Below are 22,900 nucleotides of genomic sequence, written 5' to 3'. Positions count from 1 at the left end.
ATATGAATCAAGATGACTCTAAATATCTTCTTTACAAAGATTATGAAGCTGGACTAAATAACGAATTGATGTCTATAGAGTTAGCTGTAGGTATTGCCTATCTGACTAACAGAAAGCTCATCTATTATGGAACAGTTGGAGATGACAAACAGTTGATACATATTCGAGGCGGAAATGGTCATTATGTCCCTGCGATGAGACGGGATATTATTAATAATCAAAGAATTCCAACTATATTAGATCTTTTAGAAGAACTTCCTGTTGAAACAATTGATTATAAGAGTTTTCGAGAAAATATTGAATCACCAAAATTGGCTTATCATAACAGTGATTTAAGATTAATAAATACTGTTTTTGTTCCTTCTCGTATTGAATCAGATCCTAATAAATTAGATGAATTTGCTGAAGGGAGACAAATATTTAAAGATGTTGAAGAAGATGTTTTACATTTTAAGGAATGTAATTTAGGATTTTATTCTCGATTTTTTTACACACCACCAGATTCTTTTTATTCTGTTATAGACCAGATTCGTTTTAAAGAAGTATATAAAGAATTAGCTGATAAAATATCTCAATCATTAGGTGAATTTAATGGTATTGCTCTTCGTCTTACTGATTTTAGAAAATTTTTACCTCAAAATGAAGAAACTTATAGAGAAGAAATTTTAACAACTCTTCGAGCTAACTTTTCCAATAATGAATTATTAGTGATCCTCACAGATGAATCAGAAAATAAAGATTTTTTTATGTCTATAATAACAGAATACAAAAATCATTTATTTTTAGATGAATTTATTATTAGAGAATTTGCTGATTATTTTAAAACTTTACCTTTTACTGATGAAGTAACTCTAGGACTTATTTGTAATATGGTGATGCACAATGCTAAAGATTTTATCGGTACTCCAGGCAGTAGTTTTTCGGCCATTATCCATAGATATTGGTTAAAAAAACAAATACAAAAAGGAAAATCTGTATCTGAATCACCTTTTAAATATGTCAATAAGGGTTTTGCGGGAAGTTTTAAAGATGGCATCTTTTTAGAAACCAAAGAAGGATTTTATAGCTGGAATCGTGTTGATTTACCTATTCATACAGAAACAAAATCTTGGTATCGAGAATGGGTAGAATCAGTAGTCCCACCCCCTGTAGTAACGACAAAACAAAAAAAATTTCCTGTAAATTTGCTCGTGAAAATATTGCCAATTTGGAAAAAAAGTAAGCGTATTCAGCGAAAAATAACCAATTTTAACCGAACAAAAGTAAAAGTTTTTGATGATAATCAGCCCGAAATCGAGTTACTGCTTTGCTGTGCCAGAACTCAACTCTCTTCCGAAATCAGCCAACAAATCCAAAACCTAGTTCAGCAAAGCATCGACTGGACATACCTTCTCCAAACCGCAGCTCGTCATAGTGTTCTCCCTCTCCTCTATCAAAACCTTAAAACCCTCTGTCCAGAAGCCGTCCCCAAACCCGTTCTGTCCGAACTCCGCAATTTCTTTCATACCAACGCGGCTCACAACCTTTTCCTTACCCAAGAACTTCTCAAAATTCTTAAACTATTTCAAGATAATGATATCCCTGCTATTCCTTTTAAAGGACCTGTTCTAACGGCTGCAATTTATGGTAATTTGGCTCTACGACAATTCAGCGATTTAGATATTTGGGTTGACAGCAAAGATTTTCTGACAGCGATTGACCTCCTTACTGCTCAGGGATACCAAACATCCAAAACATCATTAATACAAACAGGGCTAAGGAGACTTGCGCTATACAAACTCTATATTGAATACAATGCCCACGAGTATCCCCTCAACAGCATCGATAATCGAGTCCACATTGATCTTCACAAAAGTATTACCAGCAAAAGCTTTTTCCTATTTCAACTTGATTTTGAATATCTATGGAAGCGTCTTGAGCCAATTTCTCTTTTTGGCACAGAAGTACCTAACTTGCATCCCGAAGATTTGTTGTTAATTCTCTGTGTACATGGTTCCAAACATGGCTGGGAAAGACTGGGATGGATCTGTGATGTTGCTGAGTTTGTTCTAGTCTATCAGCAGATGGAGTGGAAACTCCTAATCGAGCAAGCAAAAACCCTCGGTTGTGAACGAATGCTTTTGATGGGTCTATTGCTTGCACAACAACTTTTAGGTATTGATCTACCAGAACCCATTCATCAAAGCATTGAGGCAAATCCAACAAGTAAATTATTGGCTATGCAAGTGCGCCAGGGACTCTTTTATGACAGTTTGATTTTTGAAGCTAGTTCAAAATTTAGCTACGGTTTCAGAATGATGGAACGCCCACAGGATAAATTCCGTTATTCTGTCGGATTCATCATCAATAAGAGCTTCATACCTATCCTTATAGCCATTAGAGATTTTATTATAAAGTTGAAGCAAATTTAGATCCTCTGTATTCAGGATATTATCTCAAGCTTGGCTTTAAAACCCACATTCCGCACTTCATTTTGTAATATACTAAACACGGGTGAGATTTAAACTTTTGCCAAATGATAAAGAACCCAGATGTGTAGGGGTTTAGCACTGCTAAACCCCTACGTTTAGAATCAAACAATCAAGCCGTTTTGAGTATACATCAAGATTACCAATATCGGGCTAATAATGGTCAGATAGCGATTCCTAGGTCGCGCTTCGCGATCGCATTACCACCAGGAAAAATCAGGATTAATACTTAATAAAACTATCTAATTTGATGACATTTTTGAAGCATAAATACAGCACTTCCCGGTGTTATGAGGTACATATCTAGCGGGCAAGATGCCCGCACTACAAGAGTTTCATGATTCAACTTTGTACCTCATAAGAGCGGAAACCGCTGTATGTGACATTTTGAAGTGCGGAATGCCGATTATTATATATTTAAACATACCATGAATTAATCTCTTTCTTCTTGTTTAAGATTTTCCAACATCGGTTATAATACCACCAAATGCAAATTATGTCTAGTATCTGCTTGCAAATAACGTTGTTGAAGTGGTTGCCATTCTTGCCATAATTGATAACGATTTGCGGCTAATAGGGTCGTTAACCCACGTAATTGAGTATCCAGTTCTGATTTGAATATATTTTCTAACCATTCATGTAAAACCATATTATCTTGCATCATTCCCAAGATTTCTTGGATGCTTTTAATATCATGAAGATGTGCGGTAAAAGACTCACCATATAATTCAGTAAATAACTCCATTTGGTAGCGGAGACCTTTGGCTTGTTTCCGTAAACTATGCAAAGTTTTACCTTCTATTTTCAGATGTTCTTCTAATTGCTTGGGTGTCCATTTTGTTTGCACTACTATTTCTGATTTAACAATTTTAGTCCCAATTAACCATCCTGGATGTAAGCAAAATTCACTAACTTCTGGTGAGAGTAAATCTGGTAACACATGATAAATTGGTACTGATGAAAAACTTTGATAACTGGGATTTTTTAACCAATGTTCACATTCATTTTTAAAAGATTTATAAACTTCATCTTGAAATATATTCTGCACATGAGAAACGGCAATTTCTCGTTGTTTATGCAATTCCTTAAAAGCGGTTTCTAGAGATTTTTGTTCTTTTTCAAGTAAATGCGGTTTGTAATTCTTTTCCAGAATTTCTGCAAGCACATCTAAATCTCTGAGACCACCCAAAATTCTAGCAAGTTTACCAATATTTTTATCACTAACTAATTTTGGTAAAAATAAATATCTCTCGAATCTACTAACAGCAGTTCGTAAGCGCCGCATTCCCACACGCATTTGGTGGAGTGGTTCTGGATCTTCGTCTTTTTTAACTGCTTTTTCCCATTTTATGGTTTTTTCAAAATGGTTTTCAATGGCTTGATGTGCAGTTTCACCAAGAGTTTTGATAGATGTTTCTGAAGGAATTTTCATAAATAAAAAAAATTAGCAATATAGCAATCCCAAATAAGATACAGGTATTTCTCTTCCCTCTCTTCCTCTGCGCTCTCTGCGTCTCTGTGGTTCGTTACCTCCATTTCCCGTAAGGGATACACAAATCAAATAGAATTGCTCATAATATCTAAAGATTAGTGGAAATAGCTTGTACCGGACAAGTAGGAATACATTGTTCGCAAACAATACAGCGCGATCGCACAAAGGTGAGTTTATATGTCTCTGGATTAATAGCCAAGGCTTCAGTTGGACAAACCCCCGTACATAAACCACAGTGAACGCATACATCCTCATCAATGATAATTTCACCTAAACCCAGGGAAACATGAATATGTTGCGATCGCATCCATTCAATTGCTGCATCTAACTGATCAATGTCTCCCAATAATTCTACTACCAGTTTACCAATTTGATTCGGGGCAACTTGGGCGCGAATAATATTCGCAGCGACATTAAAATCCTTTGCTAGTCGGTAGGTAACAGGCATTTGAATCGCCCGTTTGGGAAAAGTCAGGGTAACTCTTTTTTTCATTATGTGAGAAAACAGTAAGATGAACTAAGTTAATAAGTCTTAATAAATTGATTATGAGTACCCAAGCCCCTGCAAATTCTAGTAACCGCATCAAAAACTTCTTAATTGCCATTGTAGCGATCGCTTTGGGAGTTGCCCTCTTCCTGGGACTTAAAACTGATTCTACCTCAGTTTCCCTGGCGGAATTGGGTAAAACTGCTATTCCCTTAGAAGTAGCCCTCAGCAACGGAAAACCTTCTCTAGTCGAGTTTTATGCCGATTGGTGTACAGTTTGCCAGAAGATGACACCCGACATGGCCAAACTCCGAGAAAAGTACAATAACAACCTGAATTTTGTGATGTTGAATGTTGATAATACCAAATGGTTGCCAGAAATGCTCAAATATCGAGTAGATGGCATTCCCCACTTTGTATTTTTGGGTAAACAAGGAGAAACCATCGCTGAAACCATTGGTGATATTCCCCGCACCATTATGGCTAGTAATTTAGAAGCTTTAATTACTGGTTCTACCCTTCCCCATATTCAAGGTAATGGTAAAACTTCGCAATTTTCCGCCTCAGTCGCCACAGATGGAAATCAAGATGATCCTCGCAGTCATGGTAGCCAAGTTGTAAATTAGATGATTGGGGATTGGTAAAAAGTTATTAATTTATTATTTGTCAGAATCAGGATTTTCAAGATTTAAGGATGTCCAGGATGAAGTTTTTTAATTATTATTTATGATCAGATCATATTAATATGATTGATTAATTTCCAATTACAAATCCTGTAAATCCTCTAATCCTATAAATCCTGATTCAGACTTGCTATCTTCAAAGTAAGATAGTGTATGATTGTCTTTTTTCTCAAAATTTACTATGGCTACAATTAACGACAACTACCTGAAACTCAAAGCTGGTTATCTGTTTCCAGAAATTGCGCGTCGGGTAAATGCCTTTGCCCAAGCTAACCCTGATGCTAAAATTATCCGTCTGGGGATTGGTGATGTCACCGAACCCTTACCAGAAGCTTGTCGCACAGCCATGATTAAAGCTGTAGAAGATATGGGCGATCGCTCATCTTTCAAAGGATATGGTCCAGAACAAGGTTATAATTGGTTAAGGGAGAAAATCGCCACCCACGACTTCCAGGCACGGGGAGCAGCCATAGAAGCCGATGAAATCTTTATTTCCGACGGTTCTAAGTGCGATTCCGGCAACATTCTCGATATTTTTGGCAAAAATAATATTATCGCCGTTACAGACCCCGTATATCCGGTTTACGTAGATACTAACGTTATGGCGGGTAATACGGGAGACGTGAATGAAAAAGGCGAATATGGTGGTTTAGTTTATTTACCTGTTACTGCTGAAAACAACTTTACAGCCGAAATTCCTAGCCAAAAAGTTGATTTAATTTATCTTTGCTTTCCTAATAATCCCACAGGTGCAACTGCTACGAAAGAACATTTGCAAGCATGGGTAAATTATGCCAAAGCTAACGGTTCAATTATCTTTTTTGATGCTGCTTACGAAGCATTTATTACAGATCCTACCTTACCTCATTCTATTTTTGAAATAGAAGGTGCGAGAGATTGTGCAATTGAATTTCGTTCTTTCTCTAAAAATGCTGGTTTTACCGGAACTCGTTGCGCTTTAACTGTTGTTCCCAAAACCCTCACAGCTAAAGCCGCTGACGGTTCTAATGTCGAACTTTGGAAACTCTGGAATCGTCGTCAATCTACCAAATTTAATGGCGTTTCCTACATTATTCAACGGGGTGCAGAAGCAGTTTATTCAGAAGCAGGACAAGCACAAATCAAAGCTTTGGTAAACTTCTATTTAGACAATGCCAAAATCATCCGTGAAGAACTCACAAACGCAGGTTTAAAAGTTTATGGTGGCGTAAATGCACCTTATGTATGGGTGCAAACTCCTCATGGTTTATCCAGTTGGGAATTTTTCGATAAGTTATTAGAAACCGTGAATGTTGTGGGAACTCCCGGTTCTGGTTTCGGTGCTGCGGGTGAGGGTTATTTCCGTATTTCTGCGTTTAATAGTCGGGTAAATGTGGAAGAAGCCATGAAACGGATTACCGCTAAGTTTAAGGTGTAGAATATGGTGGTGGGTAATGCCCACCCTAAATAAATTATGATTAAGTTAGCCGTGATTCAGTGTTAACGGTATAATTCAAATATGTAATATTTCTCAAGGAAGAAAATTCACATGAAGTTACTACAAGTTCAAGTACCCGATTTCCGCGTTTTGAAAGATGTTGATATTAAGTTTGATAGAAGGTTTGTCCCTAATATCTTTCCTTTAGGAAGTCTCAATGGAGGTGGCAAAAGTACACTTTTACAATTAGTTTTTGTGTTATTACATTGCTGCACAAATCCAGAAAGAAAAGTTTTTATAAAGAATCTACTACATGGATTTACACTTAATGATGATTCTAGTGATAGAGTATTAGCTATTATCAAGGTTTGGGATGGTGAAAAAGAAGTTGAAATTAAATTTCTGGTTTGTCATAATACTTATATTGAAAATATCTTAAACCAGGATACTGAATGTAAAAATAATGAAGACTGGAAATTATCTAATTTTCAAGAACTAGAGAATATTAACAAGAAGATTTATAAAATAGAACAAGATATTGAACAAATAGAAAAAGCAATTAATAAAATAGAAACTTATCAAGAAATACAAAGTGACATCCGACTAATTGACTTACTGAATGGTTTAAAAAGGATCAATAAGTTGAGGAGACCATTGCCATCAATTGAAGAACTCAAAGAAGAAGTTGAAGAAATGCTTGATATATATAACATAAATCTTAATGAATATTACCAAGAGAAAGAAAAAATAGATATTGTATTGCAAAAAATATCCACATATTTGCATGAAAAAAATATTGTATATATATGTAATTATTCTTCAGGAATTGATACCGAAAAAAATGAATTTGTATTATGCCAAATTGGTGATAATTTAGATATAAATAAAGCAGAAGCCTGGTTAGATGAAATATCAAATAAAGTATTCTTAGCTGCTCCTATTAGTCAAGTTTTTCTATTTACTTCTCAAACATCCAGAAGACTATTATTTCAACAAAATAGTGATAGAGATTATAATTCAGATTTAAAATTATCTAAATTAAAACTACCAGGATTTTTTACTTATGATTTTGCTCCAGTAGACTTATTGATTAAAGTATTCACAAATGCTCTTGAAGAAGATTCTAAAACTGCTATAGAAACTGAAGGTGAGTATGGTAAGCGATATAAAGCATTATTAGATGATTTGAATTTATTGTTAGCCAATAAAAAAGTGAATATCTCTACAGATTTCTCTAAAATCACCTTCAAGTTAGATACAAATGATGGAAATATTGAACTTTCTCCTGAAGATTTAAGTCATGGTGAATTAAAGAGATTGAGTATTTACCTATGGATAAAGTATAGTAAAATTAAAAATGCTATTGTTCTCATGGATGAAATTGAAATAGGATTTCATCCAGATTGGCAATATGAAATAATTAGAGATTTAGAAGAATGGTCTCCTAATAATCAATATATTCTAGCAACTCATTCTTATCAATTATGTCGAGCGCTTACACCGGCTCATGTCAGGGAACTAGAACCAAAACTTATCAAATCAGATAATAATATTCCACTATGAATACTTATCAAAAAAAACTAATGCAACATTGTAACGAAATTCTGGGAAATCCAAACATTAGACAGAGAATTGTTGTTTTGTGCGAGGGTCAAGGTAGTATTTTAAATTTAAGTGACGAAACAACAGTAAATTACGGAAAAATGAAGCAAATGCCAGATGCAGATTTTTATATAAAATGCATTCCAAAGACATGGAAAACATACAAACCAGAATTTTTTAATTGTCAAGGTAGAACAGGTGTTATAGATACTTATTTTAAGCTTTTAGAATTACATGAAGAAGGTAGTAGAGAGTCATACTTAAATCCTGATAAGCTGTTTGCTATAGTTGATTTAGATTTACAGTCCCAAAATATTGATAATTACGGTTTCTCTAATACAGAAGAAATTTTCTCAAATCTTTATCAGCAAGGTCAAGTTAATGAAGAAAATACCAGAAATCATCGCATTTGGGTAACAGGATTAATTCACAAAGAAGCATATTTTATCATACCTGAACTGCAAGAAGTTTTTGATAATCACATCAATGTTCCTATGTATAATAGTCAAAAACTTATTCTTGAAGATATTTATATTACTATGGCAGATGCTATTATTAATAGCAATGATTTAAACAATAACTTATCAACCGTCTCTAATCGCATTAGTCATTGCTCAGGATTAGATTGTACAGATTTAGAAAAGTTACGTAATTCCTGGAAAGAACAGTTTGAAAATTCTCCAGATAAAGCACGCAAAAATGATTTGATTTATGCCCTATTAATGCTTAAAAAAGTTAAGGATAAAACAACTAAAGAGAAGTATTGGGAAGACATTAAACCACCAATTGATTGGACTAATACAGAGGAGGTATTTAGGGATAAATTATTAGGGGAAATAGCTAAATTTTACTCAGAACAGAGTAATTGTGCTAAATATCATATTCCTGCTTTTATACAATTTTTAAAACATTTTTCTACTTTGAATTAATTTCACTCTATTCTCTCCTTTCCCCCGCAGTTCTAATCAATTCCCCTATCAAAGCCACAATAGCAGTCATAGAAATTAACATCACACTTAAAGCATTAATATCCGGTTTAAGTCCCGTTCTAATGCGACTAAATATTTCCATTGGTAAGGTATTAGTCCCACTTCCCGCAGTAAAACTAGCAATTAAAAAATCATCCAAACTCAAGACAAAAGCCAATAAACACCCAGAAATAATCCCCGGCATTAATTGAGGTAATAAAACTAAAATAAAGGCTTGTATGGGGGTTGCACCTAAATCTAAAGCGGCTTCTTCTAAATGAGGATTGATATTATTCATGCGCGAAGAAACCACCAAACCCACATAGGATAGACAAAAAACAATATGGGCAGCGATAATAGTCCAGATACTCAAAGGAATAGCAAAAGCTGCTAAACATACTAGTGTCGAAACAGCGATCGCAATATCAGGAATTAATAAGGGTAAATAGGCAATTCCCTGATATAATTTCTTACCAAGAAAGTCATAACGTGCCAACCCCACAGCCATTAATGTTCCGAACACTGCGGAAACTCCTACTGCACAAAAAGCCACCAACAAACTATTATATAACCCGGATAAAATCCGTTCGTCATTAAACAGTTTTCCATACCATTCTAAGGTAAATCCTTGCCATTTCGCACTGTAAGGTGACTGATTAAAACTATAAAAAGCCAGTACCAAAATAGGTAGGTACATAAACACAAATATAACTAGTGCAAAAACTGCCTGCCAGGAAACACGCGGTTTATTTATTTGTTTGTATATATTCATTTTACCTAATATATGCAACTATTTATTTATCGTTATATATTATACTTATTTTTGTCTTTTAAGTCAAGTTCAAAATCCAAAATATAACAATTATATTTTGTCTAATTTATTTCTTAAGGATCAGACATTGACATTACCTCAGATAGACAAAATATATCAAATATAAAGCATAAGATTTGGTAGTACAATCATGAATAAGGGCGGTTTTTTTACTTTTAGCTATTTCCTGTTAGCTATTCAATTTATTTTCAAATAACTGGAAATAGAAATCGGATATTTTAGGAGATTGATAATGAAAATTGCTCAAATCGCTCCACTGTGGGAGAGAGTACCACCACCAGCTTATGGTGGAATAGAATTGGTAGTGGGGTTATTAACTGATGAATTAGTCCGTCGAGGACACGAAGTGACATTATTTGCATCAGGAGATTCTTTAACTTTAGCCAAATTAATATCAGTTCATCCCCGCGCTTTAAGGCTAGATTCTACTATCAGAGATTCAAGTATTTATGAATTTCTACAAATAGCATCAGTCTATGAAAAAGCCGCAGATTTCGATATTATTCATTCCCACATGGGAGTCGCAACATTAACATCTGCAAACCTGGTAACAACTCCTACGGTGCATACCTTACATGGCATTTTCACACCAGACAATGAAAAAATATTTAAACATTGTCGAAAACAGCCTTATATTAGTATCTCTAATTCTCAAAAAGAACCCAGATTAGGATTAAACTATGTAGACACTGTTTATAATGGCATTGATGTTAGTAGTTATGAATTTTATCCTCAACCAACAGAACCATCTTATTTAGCTTTTTTAGGCAGAATGTCTCCAGAAAAAGGACCACATTTAGCAATTGAAATTGCTAAAAAAACTGGACGGAAGTTAAAACTTGCAGGTAAAGTAGATTTGGTAGATTGGGAATATTTTGAACAAAAAGTTAAACCGCATATTGATGGTCAGCAAATTGAATATTTAGGTGAAGCCAATCATCTCCAAAAAAATGCCCTTATGGGTGGTGCTTATGCAACTTTATTCCCAATTACTTGGCGAGAACCTTTTGGTTTAGTCATGGTAGAATCAATGGCATCAGGTACGCCTGTAATTGCCATGCGAATGGGTTCAACAGCAGAAGTGATTGTTAACGGGGAAACAGGTTTTCTCTGTGATAATGTCGAAGAATGTATTAATGCTATTGATCAAGTCAGGAGTTTAAATCGTTACGCTTGTCGTCAATATGTGGAAGAACATTTTAGTGTTCAGCAAATGACTGATGGTTATGAAGCAGTTTATCAAAAGCTAATTGCAGAAAAATTAGCGCGACAAAATGGTTTTTCTCGCACTGCTTTAGTGAGTTAGTAGGGGTGGGGTTTCCCCACCCAGAGAACTTCTTTCTAACTGCCTTTCTTACTCCTGACTCCTGACTCCTGACTCCTGACTCCTGCTATAAACACCTTTCTGATGTCTAACTTCAACTACTGTATGCACATTCCCACGAGGGGTAAAATCTGTTTTCACGGTGACTTCTAAAGGATCACAAGCAGCGACAAAATCATCTAAAATTTGATTGGCTGTTTCTTCATGGGAGATATAGCGATCGCGGTAGCTGTTAATATAAAGCTTGAGTGCCTTCAACTCTACTACCCTTTCATCTGGAATGTATGTAATATAAATGGTCGCAAAGTCAGGATAACCGGAAAAAGGACATTTACAAGTAAATTCCGGTAAAGTAATATTAACGTCATAGCGTCGCCCAATGCGGGGGTTCGGAAATGTAATTAATTTCCCTTCCGCAATTTCGCGTTCACCATATTTCATTTCTTGACTTACTGGAGATACAGTTTCAGGTGCAAAGTTACTCATTATATTAGTAAAAAGAAATGCAGAGATTCACAATTATTAACTTAACAGTTTTTAACATTTCTCTCCAGCTTAATGAGTTATTTACTAGGCATCTCCGGTAATTGTGCGTGGTTTGAAACCCTTGTAGAGACGTTCTATAGAACGTCTTTACATTCATTTTCGGAGAGGTCTACTCAATTTCTTTTTCCCAGTCAGGACAATTTTTATCATCCCAACCATGAGGGTGCATAGCACAGACTAACAAATTACCGCTATAAACCTGGCCATGATAGTTACTACAACCAATACAAGCAGCATTTTTTTCTAGTGTAGCTTCTACTTGATATGGAAAACCAGGATCTATATCTTCGGTGATATCTTCCAGTTCCCAGTAAATCTCCAAAATTGGTTCGGCTAAATCTTGTAAAAACTGTTCGTGCAACGTAGCTAAAGTATCAATATCAGCCTCAAATGCGCTTTGTACTTCTTCAGTAATCTGTTCCGTAACCTCAAAAAAAGCGTCTATCATGTCATTCACTCCGAGGAAGAACTGCTCTACTTCATCAGCCACGGTTTCGATCATGTCTATTAAGTCTTTTTGCCACTCTTCCATAACTTATACTCTCAAAGGCTGAAAACATGATGCTAAACGCCGTCTGACTGAAAGTTATAGAGTCTACGGTTAGTAATTGCAACTAAAACCATCTTGGGTATAGCGTCATTTTTCTAGAATTAAAAGTTACTGATACCCAAGGTGAAAATTTTATCTTTACGGTTTGCGTTGCAGCCGTTTTAACTCTTCCTGTAGTTCTAGCACTTGATCGCGGAGATGATCTACGTTATCGCCATTTTCTTTATTTTCTTTTTTCGCCTCTTTCACACTAGGCTCTTCGTCATCATCTATGATATTTATCCGACGAGGTTCGGAAGGGGGTGTTTTTTCAGGCGTTTGTCCAGAAGTTGGTTGCTGTTGAGCTTGCTTCATCATATCTTCAACGAAGCGACGAGCCTCTTCTGTGTTCATCTCGCCTTTAGCCACCATTTCATCTGCTAATTTCTGGACTTGCGATCGCAGTTCGGCTAATTTTCCGCCAGCTTTTTCGCCAGCGTAAGAAGCTAACCCAACGCCGAGATAAAAAGCTTTTTGTACAATATCTCCAAAACCAGGCATTGCTGCTGAAAGCTCCTACAAATAAGGCGACCCGGAGACTACGCCTACCACAAGCATCCCTTATTGCTGCTACCTTCCGGTCCTGACAAGATTTGGGCGTTGAAGTTGCATAGATCCAGGTCTTCCATCATCATAACACTAAAATTCAAAATTTGTGTACTATTCCACAACAATTCGCCATTCAAATAATTGGTAGCTGACACAATCGTTCTGTACCAAGGGATCAGCCAATACTATTGCTTGTGCTTCATCCATTGATGCCGCCTCAAATAACATCATTCCACCACCCTTTTGCGCCCAATAACCTGTTTTAGCTTTGTGTCCTTTAGTAATCAACTCTTGAACATAGGCTCTGTGAGCGGGTACATATTGGTCAAAGGTGGGTTTATCAAGCTTACCAGTTTCAATTTTAACAAACCAAGGCATATTTCAGATCGGGATTTTTAGATTAGCAATGTTTCATTTAGTCTAAAATATCATGATTTGTTATCGTATTCCCGCTAATTCATATATTTTTGTGATTTATGTAATATTTAAGATTACACATTTATCCTGTATACTTAGTGAGTAAAAGTTAAGAATAAAATGAGTCTGAAAACAGACAACTAGTAAATAAAAAACTCATATACAAGAAATGCACTGTGGAAATCGAGCAGGAACATTTAATTGTATGAGGATTATTTACTTGTTGCCAGAGGTAAACAGGAAATTTCGCATTGGCTTTTTTCCTAATTACCAAACTGATTAAATCAATGTCACCAGGATATAATCATGCCTAGCAAATTAAATCTAGATAGCAATGAAACTCTTAAAAAAGGTGCGAAAGGACCAAAAGTTCAACAACTACAAGAAATCTTAAAAGCACTCAATCTAGATCCAGGAATAATAGATGGTGATTTTGGCAATAATACTGTCAAAGCCGTTAAACAATTTCAAAGTCAAAAAGGGCTTGAAGCAGATGGTGTAGTCGGAAAAAATACTCAAAATGCTTTAAATAATGCTCTTGGACAAGCAACAACAAGCGCAGCATCATCTATATCATCTCCAACTTTAAACACCCCTACAAAAGGTTTTGGTGGGATAACTGGAAAACTACCACTTCCGGGTGTTCCTCTCATCAAAGAATTTGAAGGTTGTGATTTAAACGCTTATCGAGATCCTCTCAGTGGTAATTTACCTATCACCATTGGTTGGGGTACTACTAAAAAAAGAGATGGTAGTAACTGGAGATTAGGTGAAAGTATCACTCAACAAGAAGCAGATGATTTATTGATGCTTCAGTTGGAAAATAGCTATCTCCCACCTCTGCAAAAAATTCCGGTTTGGAATGAGTTAAACGCCAATCAACAGGGTGCTTTATTAAGTTTTGGTTATAACTTGGGTGCTAACTTTTACGGTAGTTCCAATTTCAAAAGTATGACTAGAGTGTTGAGAGATAAAAAGTGGGATGAAATTGAAGAAACTTTTCTAAAATACAGAAATCCTGGTAGCAATGTAGAAGCAGGATTGAAACGGAGAAGACAAGCAGAAGCTAAACTATTTTTAACTCCTGTTTAGTTAATAATTCAATCCTTGCAAAGAGGTTTAACGAAACCTCTTTACATGACAAGAATCCTATTTAATTACCATTGGGACGCTGAATAATTGTCTCTACTACTCGTCGTTTTGCTTGTGGATCAATTCCTACCAAACGCACATATTCACCGCTATATTCAGATAAACAAGCTTCTAAGGTAGAAATAGCATCGGAATGGGCATCAATTTGAAAAGAACCGCAACTTTGCCAAGAACCTGTGCGAAAACGTCTTTCATCAATGTGTTCAATACCAATTTTATAACCTTGAGCTAAAATTTGTCGAACTTGTGCTTGAGTTTCTAAACTTAAATGAGTAGGTTGATTAATCGCAGGTTTACTCACAGGAACTTCCGCAATAGGTGAAGTTGCTTGATAACCTTTACCTCGATTTAAACGATTATATTCATCCACTAAATGAGAAGTTTCCACCCGTTTTTGTTCACCAACCATAAATTTACCCGACTCAATTAAATGCGATAAAGTAAAATCTGGCTTTTTAAATGCTGGTGGACCCTCCAAACTATTGACAACTCGCAAAGAGACATTTTCAAAACCAATTTTATGGATAAAATGACGGATTTGTTCATCATAAATCCGAGAACGCAAAGCACTAAAAAAGTCAATAGATTGATGAGGGAAAGTATCAACAAATTGTGCAATTTCTTTTTGTGAAAGACCATCTTCTGCAAAAATTCCTCCCACAATTCCTACCTTATCATCGCGGTTTGGTTCCCAGTAAAATTTATCCATTCTCCCATCACGAATTAATGGTGCATAGAGAGTAGAAAAATCATTTCCAGTGACAATAATCGGGACACGACATAAAGGATTGGAATCATAACTTCCCGGTAATTGCACATCTGTGGGATTATCAGCAATATTCATCAATGTGGCATTTACCAACTGAGTATTTACTGTATATTGAGTTCCTTCATCAAAACGTCCCGCACCAGCATCTAAATCATTAATCATCAGTACGCACATTTTCCCCCGTACCTTGATTAATTCTGCTGTTTCCCGATAACGTAACCGAATTAACCGCGCAGGATCTCCCGCGTCTGGACTTTCTAATTCTCCTCCAGATATCAAGGTGACTTCGATACCCATTTTCTCAAAAACCAACTCGCATTGAAAAGTTTTTCCCTCACCTTTGCGGCCATGAATTCCTAAAATTAAAGGAACGCGAATCCCAGGAATATTTAAGAAATTTTTGGTGATATGAACTGCAAGTTTATCAAGAAAACTAGGCGCAATGTAGTAACTCATAGAATGTATCCCTGGTTAGTTGTCAGTTGTCAGTTGTTAGTAGGGGCGAAGCATTTGGAAGATAAATTATCGGTCATTGCCAAAAATAGTTCTCCAAATGCTTCGCCCGTACAGTTGTCAGTTGTTAGTAGGGGCGAAGCATTTGGAAGATAAATTATCGGTCATTGCCAAAAATAGTTCTCCAAATGCTTCGCCCGTACAGTTGTCAGTTGTTAGTAGGGGCGAAGCATTTGGAAGATAAATTATCGGTCATTGCCAAAAATAGTTCTCCAAATGCTTCGCCCGTACAGTTGTCAGTTGTTAGTTGTTAATTATCTAAGTCACTTTCGAGAACAGAGGCTAGAACTTGTCTGGTATTAGTTTGAAATTCTTTGACATTAACACGATTCAAAAACCAAATTGATAGTAACATTCCTAAAGCTTCTAAGACAAATACCAAACCATAAGCTAATACTAAATTATCTGGTAAAAACTTACGTCCCAAATCTAAAACTGTACCACCAATTACCGTAGCAATGCCTCTAGATAAAGATTGGGCAAGTCCCCAAGCACCAATAAATGTACCTGCGGCTTCGGCAATTGTTAAGTCTAACATTAAAGTTACTGCTGCGGTGGTCACAAAACCAGTAGCTAAACCAAATAAAACTAAAGTTGATTTTAGGAGAGATGGATTTGCAGAAAATCCAGAAAAACCTATGAATAAAGCGGCAAATGCTACTAAAATACAACCTAATTTTATAGTTCGAGCTTTACCTAAACGGGGAACAATGAAAAAACCCGTGATACCATAGGAAATTAATATCCCTGTCCCGTAAAAAACGTTGAGTTTGGTACTTTCTGCTAAGGGCATTTTAAAGACTTGCCCCGCATAAGGTTCTAAAATGGGATCTTGCATAAACAAGCTAATAGTCATCACTAATAAAAAGGTGAAAAACAAGCCTGTTTGGGGACTAGCTGTTAAAATTTTCCAAGCACCTTTTAAGGTGATACCATCTTCCCGATTTCCTTTATTGGCACGATTCAAGAAACGGGAATATTTGTTTTCAACCCCTGCAGTTGCCACAATTGCTAAACTAAAAACGATGCTGGGAACAATTATAAATAGACGATTAATTGCCGCTTGTAAAGTTTCTAGAGGTGCGTTTGCATCTAATTGTTTTAATAAGCTGGAACTGATGATTGCTCCCACTATAATCCCTACCATTAACATTGACCAAACAATCCCCACAACTTGAGAACGGTTGTCTTCTTCGGAGATATCCACTAATAAAGCTGCAAATGCTGTACCACTAGCGCAAATTGCTAAACCGTAAATTGCGAACATGAAACCGAGAACCGCTGTCCAACCGATTGTTTGGGTAGTCCATATCCAGGTATCGCCAATATTAGCGGCATTTAACTGCCACATTACTTGTACCGCAAAAAATGCGGCGATCGCAAATATTCCTGCTCCTCCCCAGACATAAGCCGTGCGATGATAACCTAATAAGGGTTTAGCATCGGACATTTGCCCAAATAGAATCCTTGTCGGTGCGATAAAATAAGGTATTGCTAATACTAAGCTGCCTATAGTTGCCGGAATTGCGATTTCTTGAATCATGACGCGGTTAAGCACTCCCAGAGTCAAGATAGACATCATACTCAACCCCATTTGAAACAATCCTAGCCGAAACATGGTCAAAATGTTGACCTTGGGGATAGATAAGGATTGATTTGGGGTGTCAAATGTATCATCCATTGCCATAGCTGCTTGTTTGTATTGTTTACCAGATACAGAAATCAAATACAGCACTTCCCGGTGTTATGAGGTACATATTTAGCGGGCAAGACTTGTACTGAGCTTGTCGAAGTATGCCCGCACTACAAGAGTTTCATGATTCAACTTTGTACCTCATAAGAGCGGAAACCGCTGTATGAGTCCTATGTTATCTCAATTAAATGGTAAATTAATTTTGGCAATGTTCACAGTTAATTTTTATTAGAATACAATTCTCACTATGAATGATTCATCAATTACCATTACTAAGTTATTAGATTCTGATTTAGAAGAACTGAGAAAAATCAGTCAAGAAATTTGGTATAACCACTATTCTTCAATTCTCAGCCATGCACAAATCGAGTATATGCTAACTAAAATGTATGGAACAGGAATAATTGAAAATGAAATTTATAATAGAGGGATATTTTATGATCAAGTTTTGCATAATTCTAAATTAGTTGGTTATTTATCTTACAGTTCAGAAATAATAGATAGTATTAGTTATTTAAAATTACATAAATGTTATTTATTGCCATCATTACATGGTTTTGGCTATGGTCAAAAAATGTTATTTCATATTTATCAAAAAGCGCAAGCAATGAACTTAAAACAAATAATTCTGAATGTTAATAAAAGGAATGAAAAAGGAATTAAAGCTTATTCTCGATTTGGTTTTAAAATTATTGATAGTCAGGTAATAGATTTTGGTAGTGGCTTTGTTTTGGATGATTATATCATGGGTTACGAGCTTTAAAAAATAAGAAACTAATTCTGATTAATAACTTGCTTGATTAATTTAATTATTTAGTAGTTTATTGAGTAGGGTGTGTTAGCGATAGCATAACGCACCTAATTTTTATGTAGTAATTTGTAATTGTGTAGTAATAAGCTGATACATATTTATTAGACATTGTACTACTTATAAATATAACCATTAGAGGATGTTTGAAAAGTTTTTAATGTATAAATAAACCCCTCTCCAAACCTCTCCCCGAAGCGGGGAGAGGCTTTAAAACCCCCCTTCCCTCGTAGGGAAGGGGGGCAGGGGGGTTAGGTTTTTGGAGATTATCGGTTTCATCTAATACTTTTCAAACAACCTCTTATAGCACTATATCCATTTATGTCCAGTGTTTGAATTATTTAGTCACAGCAGTATCCATATTTTTCATTAATTTTCATTAAAAGTTAAACAGAAAATAATCATTAGACATCTCCGAAAAAGATCGTAGAGACGTTCCACGGAACGTCTCTACAAGGGTTTCAAGTCACGTACATTTAATTCTCGGAGATGTCTATTATTTAGACAGGATTTGATATATTATACTGGAAGACTTATACTGGAATCAGTAAAATTTTGTTTGAGGTAATTACGATGAAATGTCATAACTGGTGACTACCACCGCTATAGCCTCTGTTTTTGGTGGAAATATGAATATAGCTCAAGCCCAATCTCTACTGGCACACTGCATTGGAGCGGATGCTAGTGAGTTAAGAGCGATCGCCTGTAGGCTGTTTGTTTGATCAAAATCACATTTTGAAGTGATGTGTTACGCTTCCCTTACTCATCCTAGGAAGAAGCTACCACACTCAGAATACTACATAACAGCCGTTTTTTTATATACGCAAGATTTCTGCGTGCTAACTAAACCAGGAGTAATTAAAATGAGTCAGCAAAATCTAGTTTTCACTAATCCCAATGAAATTACCATTCCTAATGGTGGAGCAGCAACAACCTACCCCTCAAGTATCAACGTCTCCGGGTTAAATGGCACAATTACGAGTTTGAAAGTAACCCTAAGCAATATTAGTCATACTTATCCCGATGACCTTGATATTCTACTGATAGGTCCTACAGGTGCCAATATCTTGTTAATGTCAGATGCAGGTTGGTCTTGGGACTTAAACAATGTCACCTTAACCTTTGACCCCAATGCCAGTGATTTTCTGCCGGATCAAGGTCAGATCAGCAGTGGTAGTTATCGAGCCACAGACTATGAAACAGATGACAGATTTAATAATTCTCCTGCTCCCAGTGGTGACTATGGAATAGATTTTTCCGTATTTAACAACACCATCCCCAATGGTACATGGAATCTGTATGTAGTGGACGATACAGGGGTAGACATCGGCAACATCGCGGGCGGATGGTCAATAGCTATTGATACTACTGATGTAACGACAAAACCAATAGTCACATTAGCTACTTCTCCGAAGAAAGTAGCAGAACATAGTGGAGGGAATATTCTCTACACCTTCACCCGAACAGGCAATATCGCCAGTGAGTTAACCGTCAATTACACCGTATCAGGTTCAGCTATATTCAACACAGACTATAGTCAGACTGGTGCCACATCCCATACTGCCACTACCGGAACAGTTTCCTTTGCGGCTGGAGCGGATACAGTTACCCTAACAATTTCTCCTCTTGAGGACAACATTCAAGAAAATGACGAGACTATCATCTTAACCCTGGCAACAGCGACAGATTATATCATTGGCACGACCACAGAATTGACTGGAACGATTACCAACGGAAATGATCAGTTTGAAGCAACGGGCAGTGATCTAGTTAGCAACAAGATATATGACGGTGGCGATGAAATTGACACCCTGATTGCGGATTACAGCAGTGCCAGTTTCACCTATTTAGGAAACGGTGGTTATGGAGTAACTAACACCTATACCAATAGTTTTGAAGGTTTATGGTATAGATTGGCGGGTTGGGGGTTTCAGCCATTACTAAACTACTATAACGTAGAAGTGTTTCAAGTAACAGGAACACAATATGCAGATTACCTCAGAGGCTACAGTGGAGATGACACCCTAATTGGGGGTGAGGGAAATGATGATATCGCGGGAGGAGATGGGAATGACCTGATCAGAGGTGGTAATGGTAACGACACCCTGAAAGGGGAAGGTGGAAATGACGAAATTGAGGGTGGTGATGGCAATGATACCATTGATGGTGGCACAGGTCGTCATGTTATCCGTGGAGGAAAAGGAGATGACACAGTAGTCAGTGCCAAAGCTGGAGACAGCATTGACGGGGGAGAAGGAACAGATACGCTACAAAGCCTAGACCTGAGCAGTTTAAATGTAGATTTAGGTCTGGATTTAAGAGCTACAGAACAGGTAAGTGGAGATAATAATACCCGCATTAACAATTTTGAGAATATTTCCTCTGTGACTCTAGGCAGTGGTTATGACACCATGATTGCCACTGGTAATTTATTGGTCAGCAATGGCAGCATTAACGGTGGGGGCGGCACTGACAGACTGATTGCGGATTACAGCAGTGCCAGTTTCACCTATTTAGGAAACGGTGGTTATGGAGTAACTAACACCTATACCAATAGTTTTGAAGGTTTATGGTATAGATTGGCGGGTTGGGGGTTTCAGCCATTACTAAACTACTATAACGTAGAAGTGTTTCAAGTAACAGGAACACAATATGCAGATTACCTCAGAGGCTACAGTGGAGATGACACCCTAATTGGGGGTGAGGGAAATGATGATATCGCGGGTGGAGATGGAAGTGATATTATCATACCAGTAAATCCCAATGTTGCCAAACCAGGGTTAGGTACTGTAGATACAGTCACTGGGGGAACAGGGGAGGACACTTTTATTCTCGGCGATGTCACATGGATTGGTTATGATGACTATAATCGTACCACTGCTGGTACAAGTGACTACCTGATCATCAAAGACTTTAATCCCCTGGAAGATATCATTCAGCTTTTGGGTTCCAGTAGTGATTATACGACCACAGTTTCAGGTAATAACATTAACCTCTACATCAATAAACCTGATAGCGAACCTGATGAACTGATTGCTGTTTTAGAAAATACCCAGGGTTTAATCAACTCATTGCAATTTAACCTCACTGGTAGCTATTTCAATTATATCGCCAGTAATGCTGTCCTAAACATCACTGGTACATCTAGCATACAAACGGAGGGCGACTCAGATAACAAGTCATTTGTATTTACTGTCACTCGGACAGGGGACGCTAGTGGTACAAGCACAGTAGATTGGTTTATTACCCCGTCTGGTGATAACCCCGTTAACTCCACCGATTTTTTTGGTGGGGCAATTCCACCAGGAGAAAGCCTCACCTTTTTACCAGGAGAAACCAGCAAGGAAATAAGAGTGCGGGTCAGAGGAGACAGCACCATTGAATCCAACGAAACCTTTACGGTTTATTTGTCTACTCCCTCCCGATCTACTATCGGTACTCGCAGTGCCACAGGCATCATTTTAAATGATGATGGTAGTCAACCGACTCTCCCAGTGATCGGTACTTCTGGTAATGATACTTTCAATGGTACTATAAATGCTGATTGTTTGATAGGTTTAGCTGGCAACGACACCTATACTGTGAATAATGCGGGTGATGTGGTAGTAGAAAACCCCAGTGAGGGAACTGATAGGGTTAATGCTTCCATTTCCTACACCCTGGCCGATAACGTTGAAAATCTTACGCTTACGGGAAGTGCTAACCTCAATGGTACAGGCAACGACCTCAATAATAGCCTCACTGGCAACACAGGCAATAATATCCTCACAGGAAATGCTGGTAACGATACTCTTAACGGTGCCGCTGGCATTGATACCTTAATTGGTGGTTTAGGTGATGATATTTATGTCGTAGATAGCACTACTGATACCATTACTGAAAACTCAGGAGAAGGAACAGATATCATTCAATCTTCTGTTACCTTTGATTTAACGGTTTTCCCCAACATCGAAAATCTGACCTTAACAGGAACAGCTGTTATTAATGGTACTGGGAATGCAGGTGACAATTCATTAACAGGTAATAGTGGCAATAATACCCTCACAGGAAATGCTGGTAACGATCTTCTTAACGGTGGTACTGGTAACGATCTTCTTAACGGTGGTGCTGGTGCAGACACCCTCACAGGTGGAATAGGAAGCGATACCTTCGTTTTCCAATTTGGACAATCCCCAGTATCAGGAGCAGACCGAATTACCGACTTTGCCATTGGCACTGATAAAATTGACCTGTTGACCTCCCTGGGTGTAGCTATGAATGCTCCCACTGCCTTCACTCGTGCTGCTAATAGTACAGACACTACCTTAACAAATGTGGTCAATAGTGTATTTACTGATGCTAATGGAGCATTAACTGATAATCAGGCTTTAGGTGTAAGTAGTGCAGCTTTAGTCAGTGTCACCACTTCTGGTATTGCCGGAACTTATTTAGTCATTAATGATGGTGTGGCTGGCTTCCAATCTAGTAATGACCTATTGGTGAATATCACAGGATCCAGTGGTACATTACCAGCTTTGGGTACTATTGCTGTTAGTAGCTTCTTTATCTAAGTGCCTAAGCTCTCCTTTTGTAATTGGGGAGCTATTTTCAC

General features: G+C 37.1%; 19 protein-coding genes and 1 other RNA gene. 10 read left to right on the top strand and 10 right to left on the bottom strand.

Annotation, left to right across the window (positions count from 1 at the left end; genetic code table 11):
• Positions 1 to 2 precede the first annotated feature (2 nt).
• Entirely contained in the window at positions 3 to 2,411 is a 2,409-nt protein-coding gene (locus tag FJR09_RS09650) for a nucleotidyltransferase family protein (RefSeq protein ID WP_168652480.1), read from the top strand.
• Positions 2,412 to 2,940: 529 nt separating this feature from the next.
• Here the strand turns inward: FJR09_RS09650 and FJR09_RS09645 are convergent.
• On the bottom strand, positions 2,941 to 3,900 hold the full coding sequence (locus tag FJR09_RS09645) for a CHAD domain-containing protein (protein ID WP_015079301.1): 960 nt from the start codon (positions 3,898 to 3,900) through the stop codon (positions 2,941 to 2,943).
• A gap of 148 nt (positions 3,901 to 4,048) precedes the next feature.
• On the bottom strand, positions 4,049 to 4,453 hold the full coding sequence (locus FJR09_RS09640; RefSeq protein ID WP_015079300.1) for an NIL domain-containing protein: 405 nt from the start codon (positions 4,451 to 4,453) through the stop codon (positions 4,049 to 4,051).
• Positions 4,454 to 4,506: 53 nt separating this feature from the next.
• Between FJR09_RS09640 and FJR09_RS09635 the strand changes: the two genes are divergently transcribed.
• The 4 genes from FJR09_RS09635 (at position 4,507) to FJR09_RS09620 (ending at position 9,078) form a co-directional block, all read left to right on the top strand.
• Positions 4,507 to 5,073, top strand: a complete 567-nt coding sequence (locus FJR09_RS09635) for a thioredoxin family protein (RefSeq protein ID WP_168652479.1) — start codon at positions 4,507 to 4,509, stop codon at positions 5,071 to 5,073.
• Between the two features lie 238 nt (positions 5,074 to 5,311).
• Positions 5,312 to 6,547 (top strand): LL-diaminopimelate aminotransferase, encoded by a 1,236-nt coding sequence (locus FJR09_RS09630; protein ID WP_168652478.1) that lies wholly within the window; start codon positions 5,312 to 5,314, stop codon positions 6,545 to 6,547.
• Between the two features lie 111 nt (positions 6,548 to 6,658).
• Entirely contained in the window at positions 6,659 to 8,110 is a 1,452-nt protein-coding gene (locus tag FJR09_RS09625) for an AAA family ATPase (RefSeq protein ID WP_168652477.1), read from the top strand.
• The gene (locus FJR09_RS09620) at positions 8,107 to 9,078 is read left to right on the top strand and encodes a hypothetical protein (RefSeq protein ID WP_168652476.1); all 972 of its coding nucleotides are present in this window, start codon (positions 8,107 to 8,109) and stop codon (positions 9,076 to 9,078) included. Before FJR09_RS09625 ends, FJR09_RS09620 begins: the two co-directional genes overlap by 4 nt.
• A 7-nt stretch (positions 9,079 to 9,085) precedes the next feature.
• Here the strand turns inward: FJR09_RS09620 and FJR09_RS09615 are convergent, their stop codons facing one another.
• On the bottom strand, positions 9,086 to 9,814 hold the full coding sequence (locus tag FJR09_RS09615; protein ID WP_217356961.1) for an ABC transporter permease: 729 nt from the start codon (positions 9,812 to 9,814) through the stop codon (positions 9,086 to 9,088).
• A 367-nt stretch (positions 9,815 to 10,181) separates the two neighbouring features.
• Between FJR09_RS09615 and FJR09_RS09610 the strand changes: the two genes are divergently transcribed.
• Positions 10,182 to 11,255: a glycosyltransferase family 4 protein gene (locus FJR09_RS09610; protein WP_015079294.1), complete on the top strand. Its 1,074-nt coding sequence runs from the start codon at positions 10,182 to 10,184 to the stop codon at positions 11,253 to 11,255.
• A gap of 48 nt (positions 11,256 to 11,303) precedes the next feature.
• Here FJR09_RS09610 and queF read toward each other — a convergent pair whose 3' ends face one another.
• The 5 genes from queF to FJR09_RS09585 form a co-directional block, all read right to left on the bottom strand.
• Positions 11,304 to 11,759 carry a preQ(1) synthase gene (gene queF, locus FJR09_RS09605; RefSeq protein ID WP_015079293.1) on the bottom strand — a complete coding sequence of 152 codons (456 nt, stop codon included), beginning with the start codon at positions 11,757 to 11,759 and terminating at the stop codon, positions 11,304 to 11,306.
• 169 nt (positions 11,760 to 11,928) lie between these two features.
• A complete protein-coding gene (locus FJR09_RS09600) occupies positions 11,929 to 12,351 on the bottom strand; it encodes a hypothetical protein (protein WP_015079292.1) in 423 nt (140 codons plus the stop codon).
• A 156-nt stretch (positions 12,352 to 12,507) separates the two neighbouring features.
• On the bottom strand, positions 12,508 to 12,909 hold the full coding sequence (locus tag FJR09_RS09595; RefSeq protein WP_015079291.1) for a phasin family protein: 402 nt from the start codon (positions 12,907 to 12,909) through the stop codon (positions 12,508 to 12,510).
• A gap of 25 nt (positions 12,910 to 12,934) precedes the next feature.
• An RNA gene (gene ffs / locus FJR09_RS09590) (signal recognition particle sRNA small type) lies at positions 12,935 to 13,031 on the bottom strand.
• Between the two features lie 37 nt (positions 13,032 to 13,068).
• Positions 13,069 to 13,335, bottom strand: a complete 267-nt coding sequence (locus tag FJR09_RS09585; RefSeq protein ID WP_015079290.1) for a YciI family protein — start codon at positions 13,333 to 13,335, stop codon at positions 13,069 to 13,071.
• 345 nt (positions 13,336 to 13,680) lie between these two features.
• Between FJR09_RS09585 and FJR09_RS09580 the strand changes: the two genes are divergently transcribed.
• Positions 13,681 to 14,466 carry a glycoside hydrolase family protein gene (locus FJR09_RS09580; protein ID WP_168633977.1) on the top strand — a complete coding sequence of 262 codons (786 nt, stop codon included), beginning with the start codon at positions 13,681 to 13,683 and terminating at the stop codon, positions 14,464 to 14,466.
• A 61-nt stretch (positions 14,467 to 14,527) separates the two neighbouring features.
• On the opposite strand, the gene FJR09_RS09575 is transcribed toward FJR09_RS09580, so the two are convergent.
• Positions 14,528 to 15,751 (bottom strand): ribulose bisphosphate carboxylase small subunit, encoded by a 1,224-nt coding sequence (locus tag FJR09_RS09575; protein WP_015079288.1) that lies wholly within the window; start codon positions 15,749 to 15,751, stop codon positions 14,528 to 14,530.
• Positions 15,752 to 15,936: 185 nt separating this feature from the next.
• Here FJR09_RS09575 and FJR09_RS25825 point away from each other — a divergent pair, with 185 nt between their 5' ends.
• A complete protein-coding gene (locus FJR09_RS25825) occupies positions 15,937 to 16,062 on the top strand; it encodes a hypothetical protein (RefSeq protein WP_256370248.1) in 126 nt (41 codons plus the stop codon).
• On the opposite strand, the gene FJR09_RS09565 is transcribed toward FJR09_RS25825, so the two are convergent.
• On the bottom strand, positions 16,059 to 17,495 hold the full coding sequence (locus FJR09_RS09565) for a BCD family MFS transporter (protein WP_041458282.1): 1,437 nt from the start codon (positions 17,493 to 17,495) through the stop codon (positions 16,059 to 16,061). The two genes, FJR09_RS25825 and FJR09_RS09565, sit on opposite strands and share 4 nt — an antisense overlap.
• Positions 17,496 to 17,748: 253 nt before the next feature.
• Here FJR09_RS09565 and FJR09_RS09560 point away from each other — a divergent pair, with 253 nt between their 5' ends.
• Positions 17,749 to 18,264 carry a GNAT family N-acetyltransferase gene (locus FJR09_RS09560; protein WP_015079286.1) on the top strand — a complete coding sequence of 172 codons (516 nt, stop codon included), beginning with the start codon at positions 17,749 to 17,751 and terminating at the stop codon, positions 18,262 to 18,264.
• Between the two features lie 908 nt (positions 18,265 to 19,172).
• Positions 19,173 to 22,859 carry an S-layer family protein gene (locus FJR09_RS26040; RefSeq protein WP_305791044.1) on the top strand — a complete coding sequence of 1,229 codons (3,687 nt, stop codon included), beginning with the start codon at positions 19,173 to 19,175 and terminating at the stop codon, positions 22,857 to 22,859.
• Positions 22,860 to 22,900 lie beyond the last annotated feature (41 nt).

Source organism: Dolichospermum sp. UHCC 0406 (assembly GCF_009712025.1).
GTDB lineage: Bacteria > Cyanobacteriota > Cyanobacteriia > Cyanobacteriales > Nostocaceae > Dolichospermum > Dolichospermum lemmermannii.
The sequence above is the reverse complement of the archived record's forward strand: the minus strand, read 5'-3'. Positions and strand labels throughout refer to the sequence as shown.

What these genes read in the sequence shown, in the direction of transcription:
- FJR09_RS09610 (WP_015079294.1), top strand. Translation starts at nt 10,182, where the DNA reads ATGAAAATTGCTCAAATCGCTCCACTGTGGGAGAGAGTACCACCACCA.
- FJR09_RS09600 (WP_015079292.1), bottom strand. Translation starts at nt 12,351, where the DNA reads ATGGAAGAGTGGCAAAAAGACTTAATAGACATGATCGAAACCGTGGCT.
- FJR09_RS09580 (WP_168633977.1), top strand. Translation starts at nt 13,681, where the DNA reads ATGCCTAGCAAATTAAATCTAGATAGCAATGAAACTCTTAAAAAAGGT.
- FJR09_RS25825 (WP_256370248.1), top strand. Translation starts at nt 15,937, where the DNA reads ATGCTTCGCCCGTACAGTTGTCAGTTGTTAGTAGGGGCGAAGCATTTG.
- FJR09_RS09565 (WP_041458282.1), bottom strand. Translation starts at nt 17,495, where the DNA reads ATGGCAATGGATGATACATTTGACACCCCAAATCAATCCTTATCTATC.
- FJR09_RS09575 (WP_015079288.1), bottom strand. Translation starts at nt 15,751, where the DNA reads ATGAGTTACTACATTGCGCCTAGTTTTCTTGATAAACTTGCAGTTCAT.
- FJR09_RS09595 (WP_015079291.1), bottom strand. Translation starts at nt 12,909, where the DNA reads ATGCCTGGTTTTGGAGATATTGTACAAAAAGCTTTTTATCTCGGCGTT.
- FJR09_RS09645 (WP_015079301.1), bottom strand. Translation starts at nt 3,900, where the DNA reads ATGAAAATTCCTTCAGAAACATCTATCAAAACTCTTGGTGAAACTGCA.
- FJR09_RS09650 (WP_168652480.1), top strand. Translation starts at nt 3, where the DNA reads ATGAATCAAGATGACTCTAAATATCTTCTTTACAAAGATTATGAAGCT.
- FJR09_RS09640 (WP_015079300.1), bottom strand. Translation starts at nt 4,453, where the DNA reads ATGAAAAAAAGAGTTACCCTGACTTTTCCCAAACGGGCGATTCAAATG.
- FJR09_RS09585 (WP_015079290.1), bottom strand. Translation starts at nt 13,335, where the DNA reads ATGCCTTGGTTTGTTAAAATTGAAACTGGTAAGCTTGATAAACCCACC.
- FJR09_RS09625 (WP_168652477.1), top strand. Translation starts at nt 6,659, where the DNA reads ATGAAGTTACTACAAGTTCAAGTACCCGATTTCCGCGTTTTGAAAGAT.
- FJR09_RS09560 (WP_015079286.1), top strand. Translation starts at nt 17,749, where the DNA reads ATGAATGATTCATCAATTACCATTACTAAGTTATTAGATTCTGATTTA.
- FJR09_RS09620 (WP_168652476.1), top strand. Translation starts at nt 8,107, where the DNA reads ATGAATACTTATCAAAAAAAACTAATGCAACATTGTAACGAAATTCTG.
- FJR09_RS09630 (WP_168652478.1), top strand. Translation starts at nt 5,312, where the DNA reads ATGGCTACAATTAACGACAACTACCTGAAACTCAAAGCTGGTTATCTG.
- queF (WP_015079293.1), bottom strand. Translation starts at nt 11,759, where the DNA reads ATGAGTAACTTTGCACCTGAAACTGTATCTCCAGTAAGTCAAGAAATG.
- FJR09_RS26040 (WP_305791044.1), top strand. Translation starts at nt 19,173, where the DNA reads ATGAGTCAGCAAAATCTAGTTTTCACTAATCCCAATGAAATTACCATT.
- FJR09_RS09615 (WP_217356961.1), bottom strand. Translation starts at nt 9,814, where the DNA reads ATGTACCTACCTATTTTGGTACTGGCTTTTTATAGTTTTAATCAGTCA.
- FJR09_RS09635 (WP_168652479.1), top strand. Translation starts at nt 4,507, where the DNA reads ATGAGTACCCAAGCCCCTGCAAATTCTAGTAACCGCATCAAAAACTTC.